Annotated in this window: 17 protein-coding genes and 1 tRNA gene; 6 read left to right on the top strand and 12 right to left on the bottom strand. The window is 64.4% G+C overall.

What is annotated here, in order from left to right; genetic code table 11:
- Nucleotides 1–10: 10 nt before the first annotated feature.
- The 4 genes from PBR20603_RS16910 (at nt 11) to PBR20603_RS16895 (ending at nt 2,845) form a co-directional block, all read left to right on the top strand.
- Nucleotides 11–793, top strand: a complete 783-nt coding sequence (locus PBR20603_RS16910) for an SDR family NAD(P)-dependent oxidoreductase (RefSeq protein ID WP_150560659.1) — start codon at nt 11–13, stop codon at nt 791–793.
- 115 nt (nt 794–908) lie between these two features.
- A complete protein-coding gene (locus tag PBR20603_RS16905) occupies nt 909–1,172 on the top strand; it encodes a YkgJ family cysteine cluster protein (protein ID WP_150560658.1) in 264 nt (87 codons plus the stop codon).
- A 116-nt stretch (nt 1,173–1,288) separates the two neighbouring features.
- On the top strand, nt 1,289–1,918 hold the full coding sequence (locus PBR20603_RS16900; protein WP_150560657.1) for a DUF1439 domain-containing protein: 630 nt from the start codon (nt 1,289–1,291) through the stop codon (nt 1,916–1,918).
- An 84-nt stretch (nt 1,919–2,002) separates the two neighbouring features.
- Entirely contained in the window at nt 2,003–2,845 is an 843-nt protein-coding gene (locus PBR20603_RS16895; RefSeq protein ID WP_150560656.1) for an undecaprenyl-diphosphate phosphatase, read from the top strand.
- A gap of 88 nt (nt 2,846–2,933) precedes the next feature.
- On the opposite strand, the gene trmB is transcribed toward PBR20603_RS16895, so the two are convergent.
- Both trmB and PBR20603_RS16885 read right to left on the bottom strand, forming a co-directional pair.
- Nucleotides 2,934–3,734 carry a tRNA (guanosine(46)-N7)-methyltransferase TrmB gene (trmB, locus tag PBR20603_RS16890; protein WP_150560655.1) on the bottom strand — a complete coding sequence of 267 codons (801 nt, stop codon included), beginning with the start codon at nt 3,732–3,734 and terminating at the stop codon, nt 2,934–2,936.
- A 185-nt stretch (nt 3,735–3,919) separates the two neighbouring features.
- Nucleotides 3,920–4,378 carry a winged helix-turn-helix transcriptional regulator gene (locus tag PBR20603_RS16885; RefSeq protein ID WP_150560654.1) on the bottom strand — a complete coding sequence of 153 codons (459 nt, stop codon included), beginning with the start codon at nt 4,376–4,378 and terminating at the stop codon, nt 3,920–3,922.
- Nucleotides 4,379–4,478: 100 nt separating this feature from the next.
- Here PBR20603_RS16885 and PBR20603_RS16880 point away from each other — a divergent pair, with 100 nt between their 5' ends.
- On the top strand, nt 4,479–5,732 hold the full coding sequence (locus PBR20603_RS16880) for an MFS transporter (RefSeq protein ID WP_425495826.1): 1,254 nt from the start codon (nt 4,479–4,481) through the stop codon (nt 5,730–5,732).
- Here the strand turns inward: PBR20603_RS16880 and PBR20603_RS16875 are convergent.
- The 10 genes from PBR20603_RS16875 to PBR20603_RS16830 form a co-directional block, all read right to left on the bottom strand.
- Nucleotides 5,729–6,565 (bottom strand): DUF2894 domain-containing protein, encoded by an 837-nt coding sequence (locus PBR20603_RS16875; RefSeq protein ID WP_150560653.1) that lies wholly within the window; start codon nt 6,563–6,565, stop codon nt 5,729–5,731. The genes PBR20603_RS16880 and PBR20603_RS16875 overlap by 4 nt on opposite strands.
- Nucleotides 6,558–7,226, bottom strand: coding sequence for an OmpA family protein (locus tag PBR20603_RS16870; protein ID WP_150560652.1), 669 nt, complete (start codon nt 7,224–7,226; stop codon nt 6,558–6,560). Before PBR20603_RS16870 ends, PBR20603_RS16875 begins: the two co-directional genes overlap by 8 nt.
- Entirely contained in the window at nt 7,223–10,249 is a 3,027-nt protein-coding gene (locus tag PBR20603_RS16865; protein WP_150560651.1) for a DUF802 domain-containing protein, read from the bottom strand. The genes PBR20603_RS16870 and PBR20603_RS16865 overlap by 4 nt, the downstream gene beginning before the upstream one ends.
- The gene (locus PBR20603_RS16860; RefSeq protein ID WP_150560650.1) at nt 10,230–11,027 is read right to left on the bottom strand and encodes a DUF3348 domain-containing protein; all 798 of its coding nucleotides are present in this window, start codon (nt 11,025–11,027) and stop codon (nt 10,230–10,232) included. Before PBR20603_RS16860 ends, PBR20603_RS16865 begins: the two co-directional genes overlap by 20 nt.
- A gap of 704 nt (nt 11,028–11,731) precedes the next feature.
- The gene (locus PBR20603_RS16855) at nt 11,732–12,931 is read right to left on the bottom strand and encodes an MFS transporter (protein WP_246174777.1); all 1,200 of its coding nucleotides are present in this window, start codon (nt 12,929–12,931) and stop codon (nt 11,732–11,734) included.
- A gap of 119 nt (nt 12,932–13,050) precedes the next feature.
- The gene (locus tag PBR20603_RS16850) at nt 13,051–13,632 is read right to left on the bottom strand and encodes a TetR/AcrR family transcriptional regulator (protein WP_150560649.1); all 582 of its coding nucleotides are present in this window, start codon (nt 13,630–13,632) and stop codon (nt 13,051–13,053) included.
- Between the two features lie 209 nt (nt 13,633–13,841).
- Nucleotides 13,842–13,915: transfer RNA gene (locus PBR20603_RS16845), tRNA-Gly, on the bottom strand.
- A gap of 182 nt (nt 13,916–14,097) precedes the next feature.
- Nucleotides 14,098–15,618 (bottom strand): class I adenylate-forming enzyme family protein, encoded by a 1,521-nt coding sequence (locus tag PBR20603_RS16840; protein ID WP_150560648.1) that lies wholly within the window; start codon nt 15,616–15,618, stop codon nt 14,098–14,100.
- Nucleotides 15,619–15,691: 73 nt separating this feature from the next.
- Nucleotides 15,692–17,089: an MFS transporter gene (locus tag PBR20603_RS16835; RefSeq protein ID WP_217425974.1), complete on the bottom strand. Its 1,398-nt coding sequence runs from the start codon at nt 17,087–17,089 to the stop codon at nt 15,692–15,694.
- A 96-nt stretch (nt 17,090–17,185) separates the two neighbouring features.
- On the bottom strand, nt 17,186–17,983 hold the full coding sequence (locus tag PBR20603_RS16830) for a class II aldolase/adducin family protein (protein WP_150560647.1): 798 nt from the start codon (nt 17,981–17,983) through the stop codon (nt 17,186–17,188).
- A 98-nt stretch (nt 17,984–18,081) separates the two neighbouring features.
- Between PBR20603_RS16830 and PBR20603_RS16825 the strand changes: the two genes are divergently transcribed.
- Nucleotides 18,082–18,780 (top strand): TetR/AcrR family transcriptional regulator, encoded by a 699-nt coding sequence (locus tag PBR20603_RS16825; RefSeq protein ID WP_150560646.1) that lies wholly within the window; start codon nt 18,082–18,084, stop codon nt 18,778–18,780.
- The last annotated feature ends 22 nt before the right edge of the window (nt 18,781–18,802 follow it).

Below are 18,802 nucleotides of genomic sequence, written 5' to 3'. Positions count from 1 at the left end.
GGGAGCAGTGATGAAACGGGACGCCATCGAGAACGCGGTAAGCGAGAATGCCGATCGCCATCTGGGAAGCGTGGCATTGGTGACTGGCGCGACGCGAGGTATTGGGCATGAAGTCGCGCGTGCGCTGGCCGAGGCCGGCATGACGGTCCTCGTGGGGGCACGAGAGGAAGCGAAGGGGGAGGAAGTCGTTGCACCGCTGCGCAAGGCGGGTTTCCAGGCGGAGACGTTGGTGATCGACCTGCTAAGGCCCGAGACGCTCCACGCGGCCGCGTATCGCATTGGCCGCTATCACGGGCGGCTCGACGTGCTGGTGAACAACGCGGCGGTGACCGATCCGCGCGACGACGCCCCGGAGAAAGCCTCCATCGAAGCGGTCGAGCGGGTCTTCGCCACGAACTTCTTCGGTACATTGCGCGTGACGCAAGCCATGCTGCCGTGGCTGGCGCGCTCGGCGCGGGCCCGCATCGTCAACGTGTCGAGCGGTCTCGGGTCGCTGGCGCACAACAGCGATCCGGCGTGGGAGCCTTCGGCGTTTCGGCAGATCGGGTTCAATGCGTCGAAGGCGGCGTTGAACATGCTGACGGTACAGCTCTCGCATACATTGCGCGAGACGTCGATCACGGTGAACTCGGTCGATCCGGGCGCCCCCGCCGACCTGACGATCGATGCGAACGGCAAACGGGCACGGCAGGGGCTTGCCGAAGGCGCGCGTAGCGTGCTGATGCTGGCGCTCGGCGAGCGCGGGCCGGTGACGGGCGGGTTCTTCGGCGGCGAAGGCAGCTTGCCCTGGTAAGCCGGGCGCGGGCCGCGCAGGCCCCGCTTCGCCACTCACGGTAGAATGCGCGGCCTGAGACGGCGTTTCTCCGTGCGGATGACGCCGATCCCTCTGCTTTTCCCCCTATCCATTCATGAACTGCCGACCCCGCTGCGCGGCGTGTTGCATCGCGCCTTCCATTTCGACGCCGATTCCCGGCATGCCGAACGGCAAGCCGGCGAACACTCGCTGTGTGCAGTTGGACGACGACGACCGCTGCCTGATCTTCGGCAGCCCGCAGCGTCCGGCGGTATGTGGTTCGTTGCAGCCATCGGCCGAGATGTGCGGTGCGGATCGCGCACAGGCAGTTGCCTGGTTGTCACAACTGGAAGTGATGACTGCGCCGATGGCGGCGTAATCGAGGCCATCGGCGCTCGCTCGGGCGCTCGGGCGCACTGGCGCGTAGAAGCGCGTCACAAGCGAATGCTATAGTCGCGCGTGTCGGGCGCCGGACGCCCTGTAGCGGAACGTGACATGCCGGATAGTGTTCATCCAGATCAGCAGATTCATCAGCAGTGCGAGGCACTGCTTGCAAAGCCGGCCCGGCGCGTTTCACGCCGTCGTTGGCTGGCGTTGACGGGGAGTGCAGCACTCGCCGCCGGGCTGGCGGCCTGCGCGGGATTGCCGTTCGGCAACGAATACACCTTCTCCGAAAGTCAGTTGCAGCGCGCGCTGGAGCGCAAGTTTCCGTTCGACCGCCGTGTACTGGCGGTGCTTGATGTGAACCTCACGCACCCGCGGCTGACCTTGCTGCCGGACCGCAATCGTCTGGCCGTGTCCATCGATGCCAGGGTGACGCATCCGCTGGGCGGTGCACCGCTCACGGGCACGCTTGCCATCGACAGTGCACTCGCGTACGACCCTGCCACGATGTCGGTGGTGCTGCGAGACCCGGAAGTCGAGACTTTTACCATCGATGGTTTGCCGGAGCGCTGGTCACGGCAACTGAACGCGGCAGGTGCCCTGATTGCGACGCAGTTGCTGCAAGGCGCGCCCATCTATACGTTCAAGCCCGAGCAACTCAGCGTGGGTGGCGTGGCGCGTCAGCCGGGGGCGATCACCGTGCTCTCGCATGGCGTGAACGTCAAATTCGATGCTCGCTGACGAGGTCGGCTGACCGATCCGCCGAACCCTTTAGCGCTCCCGTTTCCCCAATCCGTTATTCGCGACTCCTCAGGAACTCATTGCATGGATTTTTTGCTGGCGTTCAAAGCCGTCATTCTCGGCGTGGTCGAAGGTCTGACCGAATTCCTGCCGATTTCGTCGACCGGTCACCTGATTCTGGCTGGCAGTCTGCTCGACTTCAACGACGACAAGGGCAAGGTCTTCGAGATCGTGATTCAGTTCGGCGCGATTCTCGCGGTGTGCTGGGAGTTTCGCGTCAAGATCGCGCAGGTGGTGGCGGGCCTCGGCAGCGATGCGAAGGCGCGCCGCTTTGCCGTGAACGTGATCGTCGCGTGCCTGCCGGCCATCGTGCTGGGTCTGTTGCTCGGCAAGCACATCAAAGCGGCATTGTTCAACCCGACCGTGGTGGCCACGGCGTTCATCGTCGGTGGCGTGATCATCTTGCTGGTGGAGCGGCACAACCGCCGCAACGCCGAAGCGGGCAAGCTGCCGCGTGTGAACTCGATTGACGATCTCTCGCTCGCCGACGCCCTGAAAGTTGGCTTCGCGCAATGTCTCGCGCTTGTGCCGGGCACGTCGCGTTCGGGAGCGACGATCATCGGCGGCATGATGTTCGGGCTCGAGCGCAAGGTGGCCACCGAGTTTTCGTTTTTCCTCGCGATCCCGATTCTGTTCGGGGCCACCATTTACGAACTCTACAAGGCACGCTCGACGTTGTCGGTCGACGATTTCAGCCTGTTCGGCATCGGCTTCATTGCCGCGTTCATCAGCGCTTTCATTTGCGTGCGCTGGCTGCTGCGCTATATCGCGTCGCACGACTTCACGGCGTTCGCGTGGTATCGCATCGTGTTCGGTCTGGTGGTGCTGGCTACCGGTTACAGCGGGCTGGTCGTCTGGGCTGACTGAGGCCGGCGCGCGCAAGACCGAAAGCAGAATGAAAAAAGGGGCACCGCGCGGTGCCCCTTCTTCCTTTCGGCGACGCCGGCGATATTCCTCAGCCGCGCTTGCGGAACACGAGATCCCACACGCCGTGGCCGAGGCGCAGGCCGCGATTCTCGAACTTCGTCACGGGACGATAGTCCGGACGCGGTGCGTAATCGGCCGCTGTGTTTTCAAGCGTGGCTTCGCCACCGAGCACTTCGAGCATCTGCTCGGCATATTCCTGCCAGTCGGTGGCGCAGTGCAGGTAGCCGCCCGGTTTCAGACGCGACGCGAGCAAAGCGACGAACGGCGGCTGCAGCAGGCGGCGCTTGTGATGGCGCTTCTTGTGCCAGGGATCGGGGAAGAAGACGTGAACGCCGTCGAGCGAGCCTTCCGGCAGCATGTGCTGAACGACTTCCACGGCGTCGTGTTGAATGATGCGCACGTTCGACAGCGGCGTTTCGCCAATGAGCTTGAGCAATGCGCCCACGCCTGGCTCGTGCACTTCGACGCCGAGAAAATCGTCCGTCGGCCGCACCTTCGCGATATGCGCGGTGCCGTCGCCCATACCGAAGCCGATTTCGAGAATACGCGGTGCGTCGGCACGCGCGAAGGCTGCGGGCCAGTCGAGCGTTTCGGGCGCATACGGCAGCACGAACTTCGGGCCGAGCACATCGAACGCGCGTTTCTGCGCTTCCGAGCTGCGTCCTGCGCGGCGCACGAAACTGCGAATGCGGCGCGGGTGCGCTACACCGTCAGGTCCGACGAACGTCTCGTCGTCGCCCGTGGCATGGGATTGCGGCGCGCCGAGGCCGGCATCGTCGTCGTGGGCCGGTTGTGCGTCGTCAGCCGGCGGTTGTCCGTGGTTCGTCATGGAAACAAAAAGCCGTCTGGGACGACGGCTTGTCGAGGAGTGCTGCGGCGGGCGGTACCTTCGGCATTACTGCGTGAATTGGCGCCCAACACGATGATTTTTCAAAGGATTTTCCCGGGCCGTAGCACCGGGAGCGGGCTCGATTATCCACCGGAACCGCCTTCACTGGCAAGTTGGCACCCCGCTCACGCCGGCCGGACGACCTGAGTGTCCTCCGGCGCAATGGGCCGTCCGTCGCGGGTGGTCGGCTGTAAATCGGCGAGTGGCTCGCCCGTGCGTGTATCGACCAGCGTCGAGTGCAACTCGCGCCGCCCGAAACGGTGCTTCTCCCCCCACTGCCGCATCGCCACGATCAGCGTGAAGAGTTCACGGCCCTGTGGCGTCAGCACGTACTCCTGATACGACGTGCCGTCGGAGGCGGGCTGCACCGACAGGATGCCAGCCTCGACCAGCGCCCGCAGACGCGTCGTCAACATGCTTCTCGCCACGCCGAGACTGCGCAGGAAGTCGCCGAAACGGCGCACGCCGTCGAAGGCGTCGCGCACGATGAGCAGGCTCCAGCGGTCACCGATGATGTCGACCGTGCGCGCGACGGGACAGGTATCGAGCGAGGGGGTGGGCACGTCAGGTTGGGTTTGCGTCATGACGGGATCGTTTTGCCGGGCAGAAAATTGAGTTTCATTTTAAGACTGGTTTGGTTATCCTCCAACAAGTCTTAATTTGAAACTAGTTTGGGGGAGCCTCATGTCATCGTGTCAATCGACGAATGTCGCGTGTGCGTCTGCGGCATCGAACGCGCCCGGCGCCGCGCACCGTATGCCGCGCACGCTCGTCGCGATCTTTGCCTGCGCGGCGGGACTGAGCGTTGCCAACGTCTACTACGCGCAGCCGTTGCTCGATGCGCTGGCAGACGACTTCGGGATCTCTCGCGGCGCGGCGGGCGGCGTTGTGAGCGCGACACAGGCGGGGTGCGCGCTGGCATTGTTGTTCCTCGTGCCCTTGGGCGACCAGTGGGAGCGGCGGCGTCTGATGCGGGTGCAGCTCGCCATGCTGACGCTGAGTCTGCTGGCCGTGTCGGCGGCGACGTCTGCCGTGGCGTTGCTGCTGGGCATGACGCTGGTCGGCATGCTGGGCACGGCGATGACGCAGGGCCTGATCGCCTACGCGTCGAGTGCGGCCGGTGAGCATGAACGCGGACGTGTCGTCGGTGCCACACAGGGTGGCGTGGTCGTCGGTCTGCTGTTGGCGCGTGTGATGGCGGGTGGCGTCGCGGATATCGCGGGATGGCGCGGCGTGTACCTGGCGTCGGCCGGGGGAATGCTGATGCTCGGCGCGGTGTTATGGCGGGCGTTGCCGCGTCAGACGACCCCGGGCACGCAGCAACGCTACGTCGTGCTGCTGGCGTCCATGTGCCGTCTGTTGCGGGAGGAGCGCACGCTGCAGATTCGCGGGATGATCGCGCTGCTGATGTTCATGGCGTTCAGCATTTTCTGGAGTGCGTTGGTCTTGCCGCTCTCCGGGGCGCCGTTTCACTTCTCGCACACGAGCATTGGCGCGTTCGGACTCGTCGGTGCAGCGGGGGCGCTGGCGGCGGCGCGCGCCGGGTATTGGGCGGACCGGGGATGGGCGCAGCGCACGACCGGCGTCGCGCTCGCGTTGCTGGTGGCCTCATGGCTCCCGCTGGCGGGCTTGCATGCGTCGCTGGGCTGGCTCGTGCTGGGCGTCTTGCTGCTCGATCTCGCCGGACAGGCGATTCACGTCACGAACCAGAGTCTGATCTTCGCGGCGCGTACCGATGCGCCGAGTCGTCTGGTGGGGGCGTACATGCTGTTCTACGCGACGGGCAGCGGCTTGGGAGCGGTTGCGGCGACGGCGACATACGCGGCCCTAGGCTGGGCGGGAGTGTGTGTACTCGGCGCGAGCGTGAGTCTTGCGGCGCTGGTGTTCTGGGCGATGACGTTGCGCTGGATGCCGGCGATCAGCGGCGGCCGGCGTTAGCGAGCTTTCGCGCGGGATGTCTTGGCGACGGTCGCGGCGCGTGCAGCGGGCTTATTGCCCAGTATGCCCGTGGTTTCCATGTCTTCGAGCCACGAGAGGGCATCGGCATGACGCAGGAAGTGCCGCAGATAGTCGGGCGAGACGTCGTGCATGAGTGAGAGCGCGCGATGCACCAGATGGCTGGAATTGAGCGGCCCGGCGTTCTCCGGCACTTGTGCGAGCGACTGACGCAGATTGCCGTCGGTGCTGAGCTTCGACCATGTCTCGCGGAAATATTCGAGGACGTCGAGGTCTTCGAAGGCATCGTCGGTGGAGATGACTGTCGGCGTGACGGGCACGGGCATTGGCGCAGGCGGTGCGATGGGGCGCTTCTGCGAAGCTGGCGCAACGCTGTCTGACTGAGCGGTCTTGCGCGTCTGTTGTGTCTGACCCGATAGCGTTGCCGCTTGGGCCTTGCGAGGCGCCGCCGACGGCGCTGGGCGTTCGCCTGACCCCACGCGTTGCGCGATGTCGGCCGTCAGCGCGGCGAGCAGTGACGATGCACGCAGCGGGGCCGGACCGCTTTCATCGGGGGATGCCGTGGACGGGATGCCATGCGATTGCACGAACTCCTCCACCAGTGTCTTCAGACGGTCGTCGAGCACGTGCCGTACGTCACCCGAATAAGCGCGGCTGCGCAGCGCCAGGGCTTCGATGCGATGAAACCGGGCAGGGTCGCGTTTATCGACGCCTTGCGCGCGCCACGCGGCGAGTTGTTCGGACAATGGGTCCGATGCGTCATGCGCAGCCGTTGCCGCTGTGTCTGCACGCTCGACGCTCATTGCATCACCCATGAGGTTTGCCCGCGCTGCTGGCACTGCTGCGCGGCATCGGCGCGATTTCCACGCGCCGGTTCTTCGCACGGCCGGTCTCGTCGGCGTTCGACGTCACGGGTTGCTCCGAACCAAACGCCGCCGAGAAGATCGACGAGGGCGGCACGCCTGCGGCAATCAGTTCGCGGGTGACCGTGAGCGCTCGCTGAGCGGACAGCTCCCAGTTGTCGGCGAATCGCCGGTTCGTCTCACGCACTTGCTGATCGTCGGTGAAGCCGCTGACCATGAGGATCTCGTCGCTCGCGCGCAGATAGGCGGTGAGCGGGGCGGCAAGACTGCGCAGCACCTCGCGCCCTTGCGGCTGCAACTGGTCGGAGTTCAGCGCGAAAAGCACGTTGCCGCTGATGCCGATGCGGCCGTTCACGAGGGTGACGCGGCCACCGGCGAGCGGTCCGGCCAGCGCCTGTTCGAGTGTCTGACGGCGTTGCGTTTCGGCGCGCCGCTCCTTCACTTCGCGTTCCAGCTTGGCGGACAGTTCGATCTGCACGCCGATCACGCCGAGCATGATGAGCACGAACGCGCCGAGCATCACCGACATCAGATCGCCGAAGACGGCCCACGTTGGCGCCGCGGCACCGACGTCGCCGCTGTCCGCGATATCCGCGTCGAAATCTTCCCTCATGCTGCCACGCTACCCGGTTGTGCCCGCGTTTGCGCCAGATCCTGAAGGTTCTCGAGGATCTGCTTCTGCGACATCACGCTCAGTTCCACCACCTCGCGCGCCTGCGCGACGTAGTAGCCGAGCTGCTCGTCGCTGCGTGCCATCGACTTGTCGAGTGCGGCTTCGATGCGTTGCAGATGCTCGAGCAGTTGCGTGTTCGATTCGCCGAACGACTGCACGGCGGCACCGAACGCATCGCCAAGGCTGGCGATTTCCACCGCGCTGCCCGTGACCTGGGCCGACGCGGCAGTGAGTTTCTCGGTCTGGGCGGCGATGGCGTCGCCCAGATTCGTGCTGGCGCGCTCGAGCAATTGGGCGGAAGTCGTTACCAGTTCATCGACGGCGGCGCGTTGTTCGTTACCGGCGTGCTTGACCGTGTCGAGCAACGTGCCGAGCGTGTCGAGCAGACGCGAGCGTTCTTCAAGCATGGCGTTGTCGCGCACCATGCTGTCCGAGAGCTTCTGGCGCAGCTCGCCGATGATCTCGGCGGCGGCCTTCGGCGCTTCGGACGCGGTTTGCACGAGACGCGAGATTTCGGCGATGGTATCGCTGGCATTGGCGCGCGTCTGTTCCGACATTTCCAGCGCGGTTCGGGCGAGCGTGTCGCAGATGGCCTGTTGCTGGCTGGCGGTTTGTGCGCCGACCTGCTGCCATTCCGAGCGCAGCGTGGCGAGCGTGCCCTCGAGCGTTTCGGTCCACGCGGACAGGCGCTGCGTTTCGCGCTCTGCGGTGGCGTCGTGATGCGCGGTGTTGGCGGCGCTCAAAGCTTGCAGCAACGACGCACTGTGCTGCGTGAAGGCGCTGGTTGTTGCCGCCACGAGTTGTTGGTTGCCGTCGGCCAGACGCTCGCTCGTGCGCGTGTGCTCTGCGATGGCGTTGCGCCACGTCTGCGCAACGTTTTCGGACGTCGAATCCAATTGTGCCGAGACGCTTTGCAGCAACTGCGAGGCGCGCGTTTCGAAGGTGTCGGTGAAGCGCGTGAGCGCGCCGGCCAGATCGCGCGCGAGCGCATCGTTTGCGGACTGTTGTGCCGTGAGGGCCTGCTTCCACTCGCCTGACACGACGGTGGCGGTCTCCGACACGCTTTGCATCGCGCCTTCGGTGCGCTGGCTCACGCCGTCGATGAGGTGTGCCGAGCGCTGTTCGAAAGTCTCGGCGAAGCGAGTGAGTGCGGCGGCGAGCTCGGTGTTCAGGGCGGCGTTGGCTTGCTGTTGCAGCGCGATCGATTGATCCCACGCCTGGGCCACGCGCTCGTGCGCGCCGGTGACATTACCGCTGGCGGCGTCGAGCTTGGCCGCAACGTCGCCAAGCAATGCGCTGGAACGGGCTTCGAACGTCTGTGCGAAACGCTCCAGCGCCGTGCCGAGATCTTGCGTGAGGGCGTCGTGCGAGCGCTGCTGTTGGGCGAGGGCTTGCTCCCATGCCTGAGCAACCGTCGTCTGCGCGGTCGCGATGCTGCCGGTGGCGTTGTCGAGACGGGTGGTGACGTCGGCGAGCAGACCTGCAGAACGTGTCTCGAAGGTCTGCGCGAATTGCGCGAGCGTGGCACCGAGCGCCTTGGCGAGCGCATCGTTGGATTGCTGCTGCGCCGCGAGCGACGATTCCCACGTTTGCGCGACACCGGCGTGCGAGGCGCTGACCTGACCCGTCGCGGCTTCGAGACGAGCGGCGATGTCGTCGACGAGCTTGGCCGAGCGGGTCTCGAAGGTTTGTGCGAACTGGACAAGCGCGCTGCCGAGTTCCTTGGCGAGCGAGTCGTTGGTGCGCTGTTGCGCGGCAAGCGACGTCTCCCACGTCTGCGCGACACCGGCATGGGCGCTGCTGACGTGTCCGGTGACGGCTTCGAGTCGGGTGGCGACATCGTCGACCAGTCGCGACGAGCGTGTGTCGAATGTCTGCGTGAACTCGCCTAGTGCGGTGCGCAGATCGGTAGCGAGCGATTCGTTGGTGCGCAACTGAGCGTCGAGCGAATCTTTCCAGACGCTCGCCACACGCGCAGTGGTCGCTTCGAAGCGATCGGACAGGCCGTCCATTCGATCCTGCATCGCACCGGAGACGGTCTGATGCCACGACGCCGTCTCACGCGCGAGGCTGGCCATCGTCGCCTCGACTTCAGGGCGGATGGCGGCGCCTGCGGCGCTCGCGGTGGTGGTCACGCTGTCCTTCAGGTACTGCTGCATGGCGCTCGTGAGCTGCGCGTAGGACGCGTCGGTCTTGGCGTGAAGCGCGTCCTGATTCGCAACGAGCCGCTCGCCAAGCGCCTGACTCTGGCGCTCCATGGCGGCCATCATGTCTTGCAGGCGGTCGACGAGGGCGGGCATGACCGTTGCCTGTTGCTGCAGGAGTTGCAGCGTGGTTTCGCGCTGGTGTTGTTGCGAGAAGCCGCGCAACGTCGTGACGATACGGGCGTCGAGCGACTGCACGACTTGCGCGCGCTGCTTGCGGGCGAGTGCGGCGAGCAGGCCGAGCATGGCCGACGTGGCGACACCGGCCACCGATGTGCCGAACGCGAATCCAAGGCCCTTCACCGGAGACGCGAGCGAGGCACGAATTGCCTCGAGGTCGGTGGCGCCTTCGAGCGCGAGGCCGGTGCCACGCAGCGTGGCTGCCATGCCGAGGAACGTGCCGAGCATACCGAGCAGCACGAGCAACCCGACGAGGTATGGCGTGAGTGCGGGGCCGGGCAGGCCGACGCGTTCGCCTTCGACGCGCAGACGCACGGCGGTGCGCAGACTGGCCGGGAGCGTGTCGAGCCACGAGGGCAGCGAGGCGGGGGCTGCGTTCAGGCCGGAGACTGCGTTGGCGAGGGCGTTCGTCGTTTGATGGAAGCGTTTGAGCTCGAGCGCGCCGAAGAGATAGACCGCCGCGATCAGCAGGGCGACGGCCAGCGCGAGCGTATTGGTACCGGCATAGCCGATGGCGATCCAGCCGACGACGGCAAGACCTGCGACAAAGGCAACGAAATCAACGAGGTAACGGGTCATGTTGTCCGGGTTCACTAACGTTTTCGCCGGGATGAACCGAGAGGAGGGCGGCAATCAGCCCTTCGATCGGTTCAAGGCGTATATCCAGTTCCGCAAGCAAGATGCTTTGCATGTCCCGGTGGAAGGTGTCGAGCCACGTGCCGGCGGGCGCGAGCGGCGGTGCGCCTGGCACGCGCGGGGCGGCCATCGCGGCCTGTTCCGTATCGCGCAGCCGCACGAAGTGTCCTTCGAGCAGATTCGGCACGCTGGCGAGCAGTGTGCGCTCACGTGCGCCCATCACGCGCTCCATGACCGCGTCGACGCTGGCGAGCCGTGCCGCTTCTGGCGACTGCGCGGCCAACTGCCCGCGCAGACGGGTACGCAGGGCGCTGATAGCCGTGTCCATCGTCTGTTGCGACGTCGCATAGCGTTGCCGATACGCCGGAAACTCTGCGAAGGACGCCGCCCGTTGACGCTCGGCGGCACTCAACGCCCGGATCTGCCCGCCGGGCGCGGCGGCCAGACCGCAATCGCGGGCGATGGCGGTGGCGAGGTCCGTGCGTACACGTGCCAGTTCGCTTGCCGGGTCGTGCGCAGCCGTGCGCGCGCCGGGCGTTGCGGCGGGCGGCGTGGCCTTGAGCGCCGACGACAGGGCGATGGCGTCGGTCCAGCCGACCCACTGACTCATGCGGTCCGACAGCGACGGCGCGGCCTCGGGCGGCGCGAACGAGCTTAGACGGGCTAGAGAGCGTATGAGGGTGGGGGCGCTGATAACGGGACGCCGGGACACTTGCACCATTCCACTGAGGGGTCAAAAACCCAGCAGTTTACACTGCGCGCGCTTGCTCGCCCCTGCCTGCCGGTCCGGCGGGGACTTGACGGGCGCGATGAGGCCGGTATGGCGACGTGTCGCGGTCGTTCCGTGCCCGGCTGGCGGCCGCGTGACGGCATCGCCGCTGCCCGTTACCCGTTGCCCGTACGCCGACTGTGATTTATCTCAGTTTTCACGACCCACCCCGGGGTATATCGTTGACCCAACTCGCAACAAACGCGAAACAACGAAGCAAACACTGGAGGTGTGACATGGGCTGGGGACTGCTTTGCGATGGGTTGGTGACGGTGGGTACATGGGCAAGCCGGGCCGCACCGGTGGCCAAGTTCTTCTCTGACATGGCCGATCTTCTGATGTAACTCGCGGCCAGCGAAATCGAACCAAACAACTAGTGGAGGTGTGACATGGGCTGGGGACTGCTTTGCGATGGGTTGGTAACGGTGGGAACGTGGGCAAGCCGGGCCGCACCGGTGGCCAAATTCTTCTCTGACATGGCCGATCTTCTGATGTAACTCGCGGCAAGCGAAATCGAACCGAACAACTAGTGGAGGTGTGACATGGGCTGGGGACTGCTTTGCGACGGGTTGGTGACGGTGGGAACGTGGGCAAGCCGGGCCGCACCGGTGGCTAAATTCTTCGCCGATGTGGCCGACATTTTCATGTGAGAGGGCTCAGGAAGCGGAGCACGCAGTATCGGGGGCTTGTGCGAGACCCGAACGAAGGCAAGGTAACAAGCTGGCGAGGCCGAGGGCTGCCATCGCGGCACCGATCCACAGCGGCGCGCGCATGCTGTAGCCCGCGTCGATTGCAGCGCCACCGGCCCATGTGCCGAACGCGAGACCTGCGGTGATCACCGAGGTGTGCATCGTATTGACGAGCGGCCCCGGTGCCGCAGCGCGCATCACGCGGGCAACCATCGCGGGGTTGAGCGATACGCCCGTCAGGCCAATGGCGGCGAACGCGGCGATACCGACGGGCGCGAGGTCGGCCCAAAGCGCGAAGCTGACCAGCGCGAGTGCGAGCACTGACAAACCGGCGGCGAGCACGGTCAACGTGTGACGGTCGGCGAGGCGTCCGATGACGGCATTGCCGATGATGTTCGCGATACCGTACATCGCCAGAAGATTCGGGATCGCGCTCGCCGATACCCCTGCAACATTGAGAAAGATCGGCGAGAAGTAGCTGAACGCGGCGAAGGTCGCGCCGATGATCAATCCGCTTGTGGCGAACGCGGCCCACAGCGGACGATTCAACAGTGAGCGGAATTCACCGGCAAGGCTGATGGTTTCGTCATCCTGCTTCTCGCTTGCGGGGGCCCACAGCGCGACGGCAACCGTACACAGTGCGGCGAGCACGGCGACGAGCCAGAAGCTGGCGCGCCAGCCATAGTGCTGTTCGACGAAGGCGGTGAGCGGCACGCCAACTACGGGCGAGAACATCAAGCCGCCGAGGACGAAGGAGGCGGCACGTCCGCGGACGGACGGCGCGACGAGGTCGGCGCAGAGCGTGAGCGCAACCCCGAACGTCGCCGAACTGGCGACGCCCATGATGATCCGCGCGAGCGCCATCACTTCATAGCGAGTCGACATGGCCGCGAGTACGCCGCCTGCGACGTTGATCGTCAACAGCCAGACGAGGGCACGCTTGTGCGGCGTGCGCAGCGCGAGCAGCAGGGCGGTCAGCACCGGACCGCCGATAGTCATGCCGAGGGCGTAGAGGGAGATCAGATTGCCGATGTCGCCGATGCCGACGTTCATCGCGTGGGCGAGTGCCGGCATCATGCCGGCGACCATGAATTCCGCCGTGGTCATGGCAAATACGGTGAGTCCCAATAGGTAGACGACGGGTGGCATTGCGGATTCTTTCGACATTTATGTAATGATCATTCCATATTTCGGGGAGGCGGCGAGGACCCCATCTGATTCGGGGGAGGATGTCCGGTGTCTCGGGTCTCTCGGGTGAGTTGAGTGTCGAACTGGCGCGTCGGGCGTCAGAGTTGGGCGAGCGTACCGTCCACGATGTCTTCGAGGAAGGCGCGGTCGCAGATCGTGCGCCCGAGTGCGCGCAGACCGTAGTAGCTCGAGAGGAATGTGCGTGCGACGACTACCGGCGAGCGTTCGGAAGAAAGTTCGCCGTTGTGCTGGCCGACGGCGATCAGATGCACGAGGACTTGCTCGATACGCTTGAAATACGCCTGACTGATCTGACGGACCTTGGCGTCTTTTGCACCTCGTTCGAGCGCGGCAAAGAGCGACATGCAAGCGCGTTGCTTCTCGGGATTGAGGTCGTCGTCGATGCCCCATTGCATGAGCGCGCGGAGCCGATCCTTGACGGGGCCGGGCGCGTTCAGGATGTCGGCTTGCGTCTGAAGCCCGAGCGTCTGATAGCGCTCGAGGGCTTCGTGATAGAGATTGAGCTTACTGCCGAAGGCGTTGTAGAGGCTGCCGCGTCCGAGCCCGGTGCATTCGACGAGCGCCTGCGCCGATGTGCCTTCATAGCCGTGGGTCCAAAAGACGTCCATGGCGGCGTCGATGACGGCTGCGTCGTCGAATTCTCTCGGTCTTCCGCTCATGATGGTCGGCCTCGTCGATCTGGCGGGAATAAATGAGCGATGCGCATGAGCGCACCATTTCGATGGCGTGACTATAGGTTATTTTTGACTGATTGTTCAAATAACCGGGCGTCGGTTGTGGGATTCGCTGCGGCGCGATGAGGGGAGCGGCGGGGGCGGCAGCAGAAAACGAAAAAGCCGTCACAAGGACGGCTTCTTCAAAGAATCTCTGGAGCGGGCGATGGGAATCGAACCCACGGCTCTAGCTTGGGAAGCTAGGGTATTACCATTATACGACGCCCGCGAAGACCGTCATTTTAAGCGGGGTTGGGGGATTTTGGCAATCTGCGCCTTTTACCCGTGGGTACGATTCCGGGGTGAGAGCCTTGGGATCGATTCCCATCGAGCCCGCGAGAGCGACGCCTAAGGACGGAGCAATGTCGCCCCGTCCCATCGATGATGATCTCTGTCGGCGCTTCACCTCCCTCAAGCGCCACCGACACGCAATGCGGTCTTCAATATCTTCCCGTAGTGGTTCTTCGGCAGGGCATCGACGGGCACATACCGCTTCGGGCGTTTGAATCGCGCGATGTGCGCCAGACAGTGCTTATCCAGTTCTGCGCTCTCTAGCGCGGCACCCGGCGTGCAGACGACATAAGCCACGACCACTTCGCCCCATTCCGGATCCGGCTCTCCAATGACCGCGACCTCGGCTACCCCCTCGGCGCGCAGCAGCACTTCTTCCACTTCACGCGGATAGATGTTCGTACCGCCGGAGATGATGACATCCTTCGAGCGGTCCTTTAGCGTGAGGAAACCATCGTCGTCCAATATGCCGATATCGCCCGTCCATAGCCAGCCGTTGCGAAGTGTCTTTGCCGTCGCTTCCGGATTACGCCAGTAGCCCTGCATGACGACATCGCCGCGCACCACGACTTCGCCCGCCGTTCCCGAGGGCACGGGCACGCCGTCGCTATCGACCACCTCGACTTCCACCATCGCGTGCGCGTGACCCACCGACGCCAGACGTTGCGGCCAGCGCGGATGTTCGCGTGTCGCGATGCAATCACGCGGCAACACGGAGATTGTCATCGGCGACTCGCCCTGACCGTAGATCTGCACGAAGCGCGAGCCCATCACCGACAACGCGCATTCGATATCCGCCGTATACATCGGGCCGCCGCCGTACACGATCGTCTTGAACCCTTCGGACGATGCACCGGTTGCCTGCGCGTGGCGCACCAGACGATTGACCATCGTGGGCGCGGCGAAGCACGAGATGCCGCCGAGGGAATCGGCAAGCGCAAACATCTCTTGCGCGTCGAATCCGCCCGACGCAGGAAACACGTGCCCCGCGGCTTGCATCGTGAAGACCACGCTGTACAGCCCGGCGCCGTGCGACATCGGCGCGGCATACAGCGTGCGGTCTTCGCGGCCGACCGCATCCACGTCTGCGATGTAGCACGCCGCCATCGACCAGAGGTTGCGATGCGAGAGCATGACGCCCTTGGGTCGTCCCGTCGTCCCGGACGTGTAAAAGATCCATGCGAGGTCCGTGTTCTCGCGCGATGCCACAGGCACAGATTGCGACGCATCCGCCTTCACCCATTCACGCACACGGTCATCTTCCGGCGAGAGGCAAATCGTCGACGTCGCAAGACAGTCGGCCAGCGCCTGTGCGTCCTCTGCTTCTGCCAGCACCACTTCCGCTTGCGAGTCGTCGACGATGAACGCGGCTTCGCGCGGATGCAGTTTCGCGTTGATCGGTACCGCGACGAGGCCCGCCCACCAGATGGCATAGAGCCATTCGAGATACTCGGGCCGATTGCGCATCCACAGCGCTACGCGAGCGCCATCGGCCAGCCCTAGAGAGCGAAGGCCGCTGGCGATACCGGCGCAGCGGCGCGCCAGCGTGGCGTAGTCGAACTGCGGCGAATCGCCGAGATAGGTCGCAATGTGGGCGGGATGCCGTACGGCGGCCCGCGCAAGGGTATTGGCAATATTCATGGCAAGAACCAAGCGCGCGCCGCGCGCCCGGGCAAAGTAAAGAATCGGAACCGAGACGGAGAGGGGAGCAGGTTTAGCGCGCTGCCGTACCTCGGACGGGAGTGGCGGCGTGTGCGCTGACGATGCCTGCACGTCGCGTCGTCACGGTGAGGAATGCAAAGAGCAGCAGACCGTAGATGAGCACCATGACGCCGAGCGTGTTCATGCTGGCGCTATATCCGCCGAAGGTGTCCTTCGCCCAGCCTGTCAGGTACGGGCCGACGAAGCCCCCCAAATTGCCGACGGAGTTCACTAGACCAATACCGGCCGCGGCGGCGGCGCCCGTCAGGAACATCGGGGCAAGCGGCCAGAACAGAATGTTCGACGCCAGAATCCCCGCTGCGGCGATGCACAGCCCGATAATGCCGACGTACGGCGACGTCGCGCTTCCCGCCATCACCAAGCCCACCGCACCGATCGCTGCCGGCACGAGAATGTGCCAGCGGCGCTCGCCGGTCTTGTCGGAATGCCGCGCGTTGATCACCATGGCGATGCCGGCGCACACATACGGCACGGCACTGAGCAGCCCCGCGCGTGTGTTGTCGAGCCCGCCGATGCCCTTGATGATCTGCGGCATCCACAAGGTGATGCCGAACAGCGCGGTGATGTTGCAGAAGATCGCCAGCGCGAGCAGCAGCACCTTGCCCGAGAGCAGCGTCTGCATGACGCTATATTGCCGCGCGCTTTCCTTCGCGGCGCGCTCTTGCGCGAGCGTTCGCACCAGCCAGTCGCGTTGGGTTTCGGTCAACCACGTGATCTTGTCGGGCGAGCTGCCAAGCACGAAGTAGGCGATGACGCCGACCACCACAGCCAACGCCCCCTCGAGCAGGAACATCCATTGCCAGCCGCGCAGTCCGGCGAAGTCATGGAACGACGTGAGAATGGCTGTCGAGAGTGGTGCACCGATTAGCACCGCCAGCGGCAGGCCCAGAATGAAGATCGCTGTCGCACGCGCCATGGCGCGTCCCGGGAACCAGAGGCTCAGGTACAACACGATGCCGGGGAAGAACCCCGCTTCGGCGACGCCGAGCAGGAAGCGCATCACATAGAACGACGTTTCGCCTGAAACGAACGCGAACCCCGCTGAGACAAAGCCCCACGTCACCATGATGCGGGCGATCCAGATGCGCGCGCCCACCCGATGGAGGATCAGGTTGCTCGGTACCTCGAAGACGAAATAGCCGATCGAGAAGATACCCGCGCCGAAACCGTAGACGGTCGCGGTGAATCCGAGATCGCCATTCATGTGCAGGGCAGCGAAGCCGACGTTCACACGATCGAGAAATGCGACGATGTAGCAGAGGATCAGGAAGGGCAGAATGCGCCGGAATAGCTGGCCAATCGTCTCCTGCGCGATGCGGGAGTCCAGCGCGGCGGCGTTATCGCCACCGGCGGCCGATTGGCTCGCCTGTGATGCAAGGGTCGGGTTCAAGGGGTGTCTCCGTCATGGTTCTGTTATGTTTGCTGGTCACTGCCAACTGCCCATTTCGTATTTCTTATTCGTACCGCACAGCTTCACTGCAATGCATTAACGCTTGTAGTCGTCGCCGTAGCGCTCCAGTTGACGCAACAGGGGAGGCCACTCGCGATCACCCGAGCCGCGTAGATCCGTCACCCACTGATGGGCCGTCAAGGCGGCGATGTCCGGTGCCGGAATCCGCAGCGGTGCACCCGTCGCCTGCGCGAGCAATTGCGCGCGGGCCGCTTTCTCCAGATAGAACATTTCCACGAAGGCATGACCTACCGAGCGTCCTACGGTAAGCGTGCCGTGATTGCGCAGAATCAGGGCTGCGTTGCTGCCCAGGTCGGCAAGCAACCGCTCGCGCTCGCCGATGGTGAGAGCGATGCCTTCGTAATCGTGATAACCGAGGCGTCCGACAAAGCGCATGGCGTGCTGCGTGATGGGCAGCAGACCGTCCTCCAGCGCAGACAATGCCATGCCCGCTTCTGTGTGCAGGTGCATCACACAGGCGGCATCTTCACGCGCTGCGTGGATGCACCCGTGAATCACGAAGCCGGCCGCATTGGGACGGTAAGATGAGTTGCCGATGACTCGACCGTCGAGGTCGATCTTCACCAGATTCGATGCCGTGATTTCGTCGAACGCCAGACCGAGCGGATTCACGAGGAAATGATGCGAAGGGCCAGGCACGCGCGCAGACAAGTGTGTGTAGATCAAGTCGTCCCAGCCGTTGAGCGCGCATAGGCGATACGCGGCGGCGAGATCTTCGCGCACGCGTTGCTCGGCCGGCGTGATGCCGGTGTCGGCCAATGCTTCGCCCACGGGCAGGGCAAATGAAGAAAAAACTGTGTCAGACTTCTGCATTCCATTCTCCAAACCGACGTACCGCTCGACGAGCTTTCAAAGCGGTGACGAAATTTATAAACTAAACGTTCAGTTTAGTATTTGTCTGGGCAAAGCGAATGTCAAGTCAGTTGAATCCCGAATCTCCCGCGGCAGGCCGGCGCGGACGCAAACGCAGTGTGGAGGCGGAGCGCGCCGTGCTCGACGCGGCATATCGTTTGTTGCTTGAGCAGGGGTTATCCGCGACGACGATGGAATCCATTGCGACTGCGGCGGGGGTGAGCAAGGCGACGATCTACAAGTGGTGGCCGAACCGCGCGTCGGTGATCATGACGGCCTTCCTGCGTGAGGCGGGGCAGGCGTTGCCGTATCCGGAAGAGTTGCAGCTCGACAGCATTTTTTCGCGTCTGCTCAAGATGGCCGAGGAATTCTGCGGGCCGATGGGCACGATGATCAGCGCGCTGATTGCGGAAGGACAGTCCGATCCGGAAATCGCGCAGGCGTTTCGCGACGGTTACGTGTCGGCGCGCCGTCAGCAGGGTGTGGAGATCGTGCGCGACGCTGTGGCACGCGGGCTGATCAAACCGGGCGACCCCGACGTCGTGCTCGACATCCTCTACGCGCCGCTTTATTACCGCCTGCTCGTCGGCCACAAGCCGCTGACGCGGGCGTTTGTCCGCGAGCACGTCGACCTTGTCATGCAAGGCCTGATCGGCCCGAATGGCAAGGTGCCTGCGATGGCGGGGAAGACTGCGCGAGGTACAAAAGCCGCGCCCGCGAAGACCGCGCGTGCGAAGGGGGCGGCAAAAAAGGCTTGACGCGCCGGATGGGGGTGTTGAT

It is taken from the genome of Pandoraea bronchicola (assembly GCF_902459805.1).
GTDB lineage: Bacteria > Pseudomonadota > Gammaproteobacteria > Burkholderiales > Burkholderiaceae > Pandoraea > Pandoraea bronchicola.
Note: the sequence above shows the minus strand (reverse complement) of the source record. Positions and strands in the feature narration are given on the sequence as shown.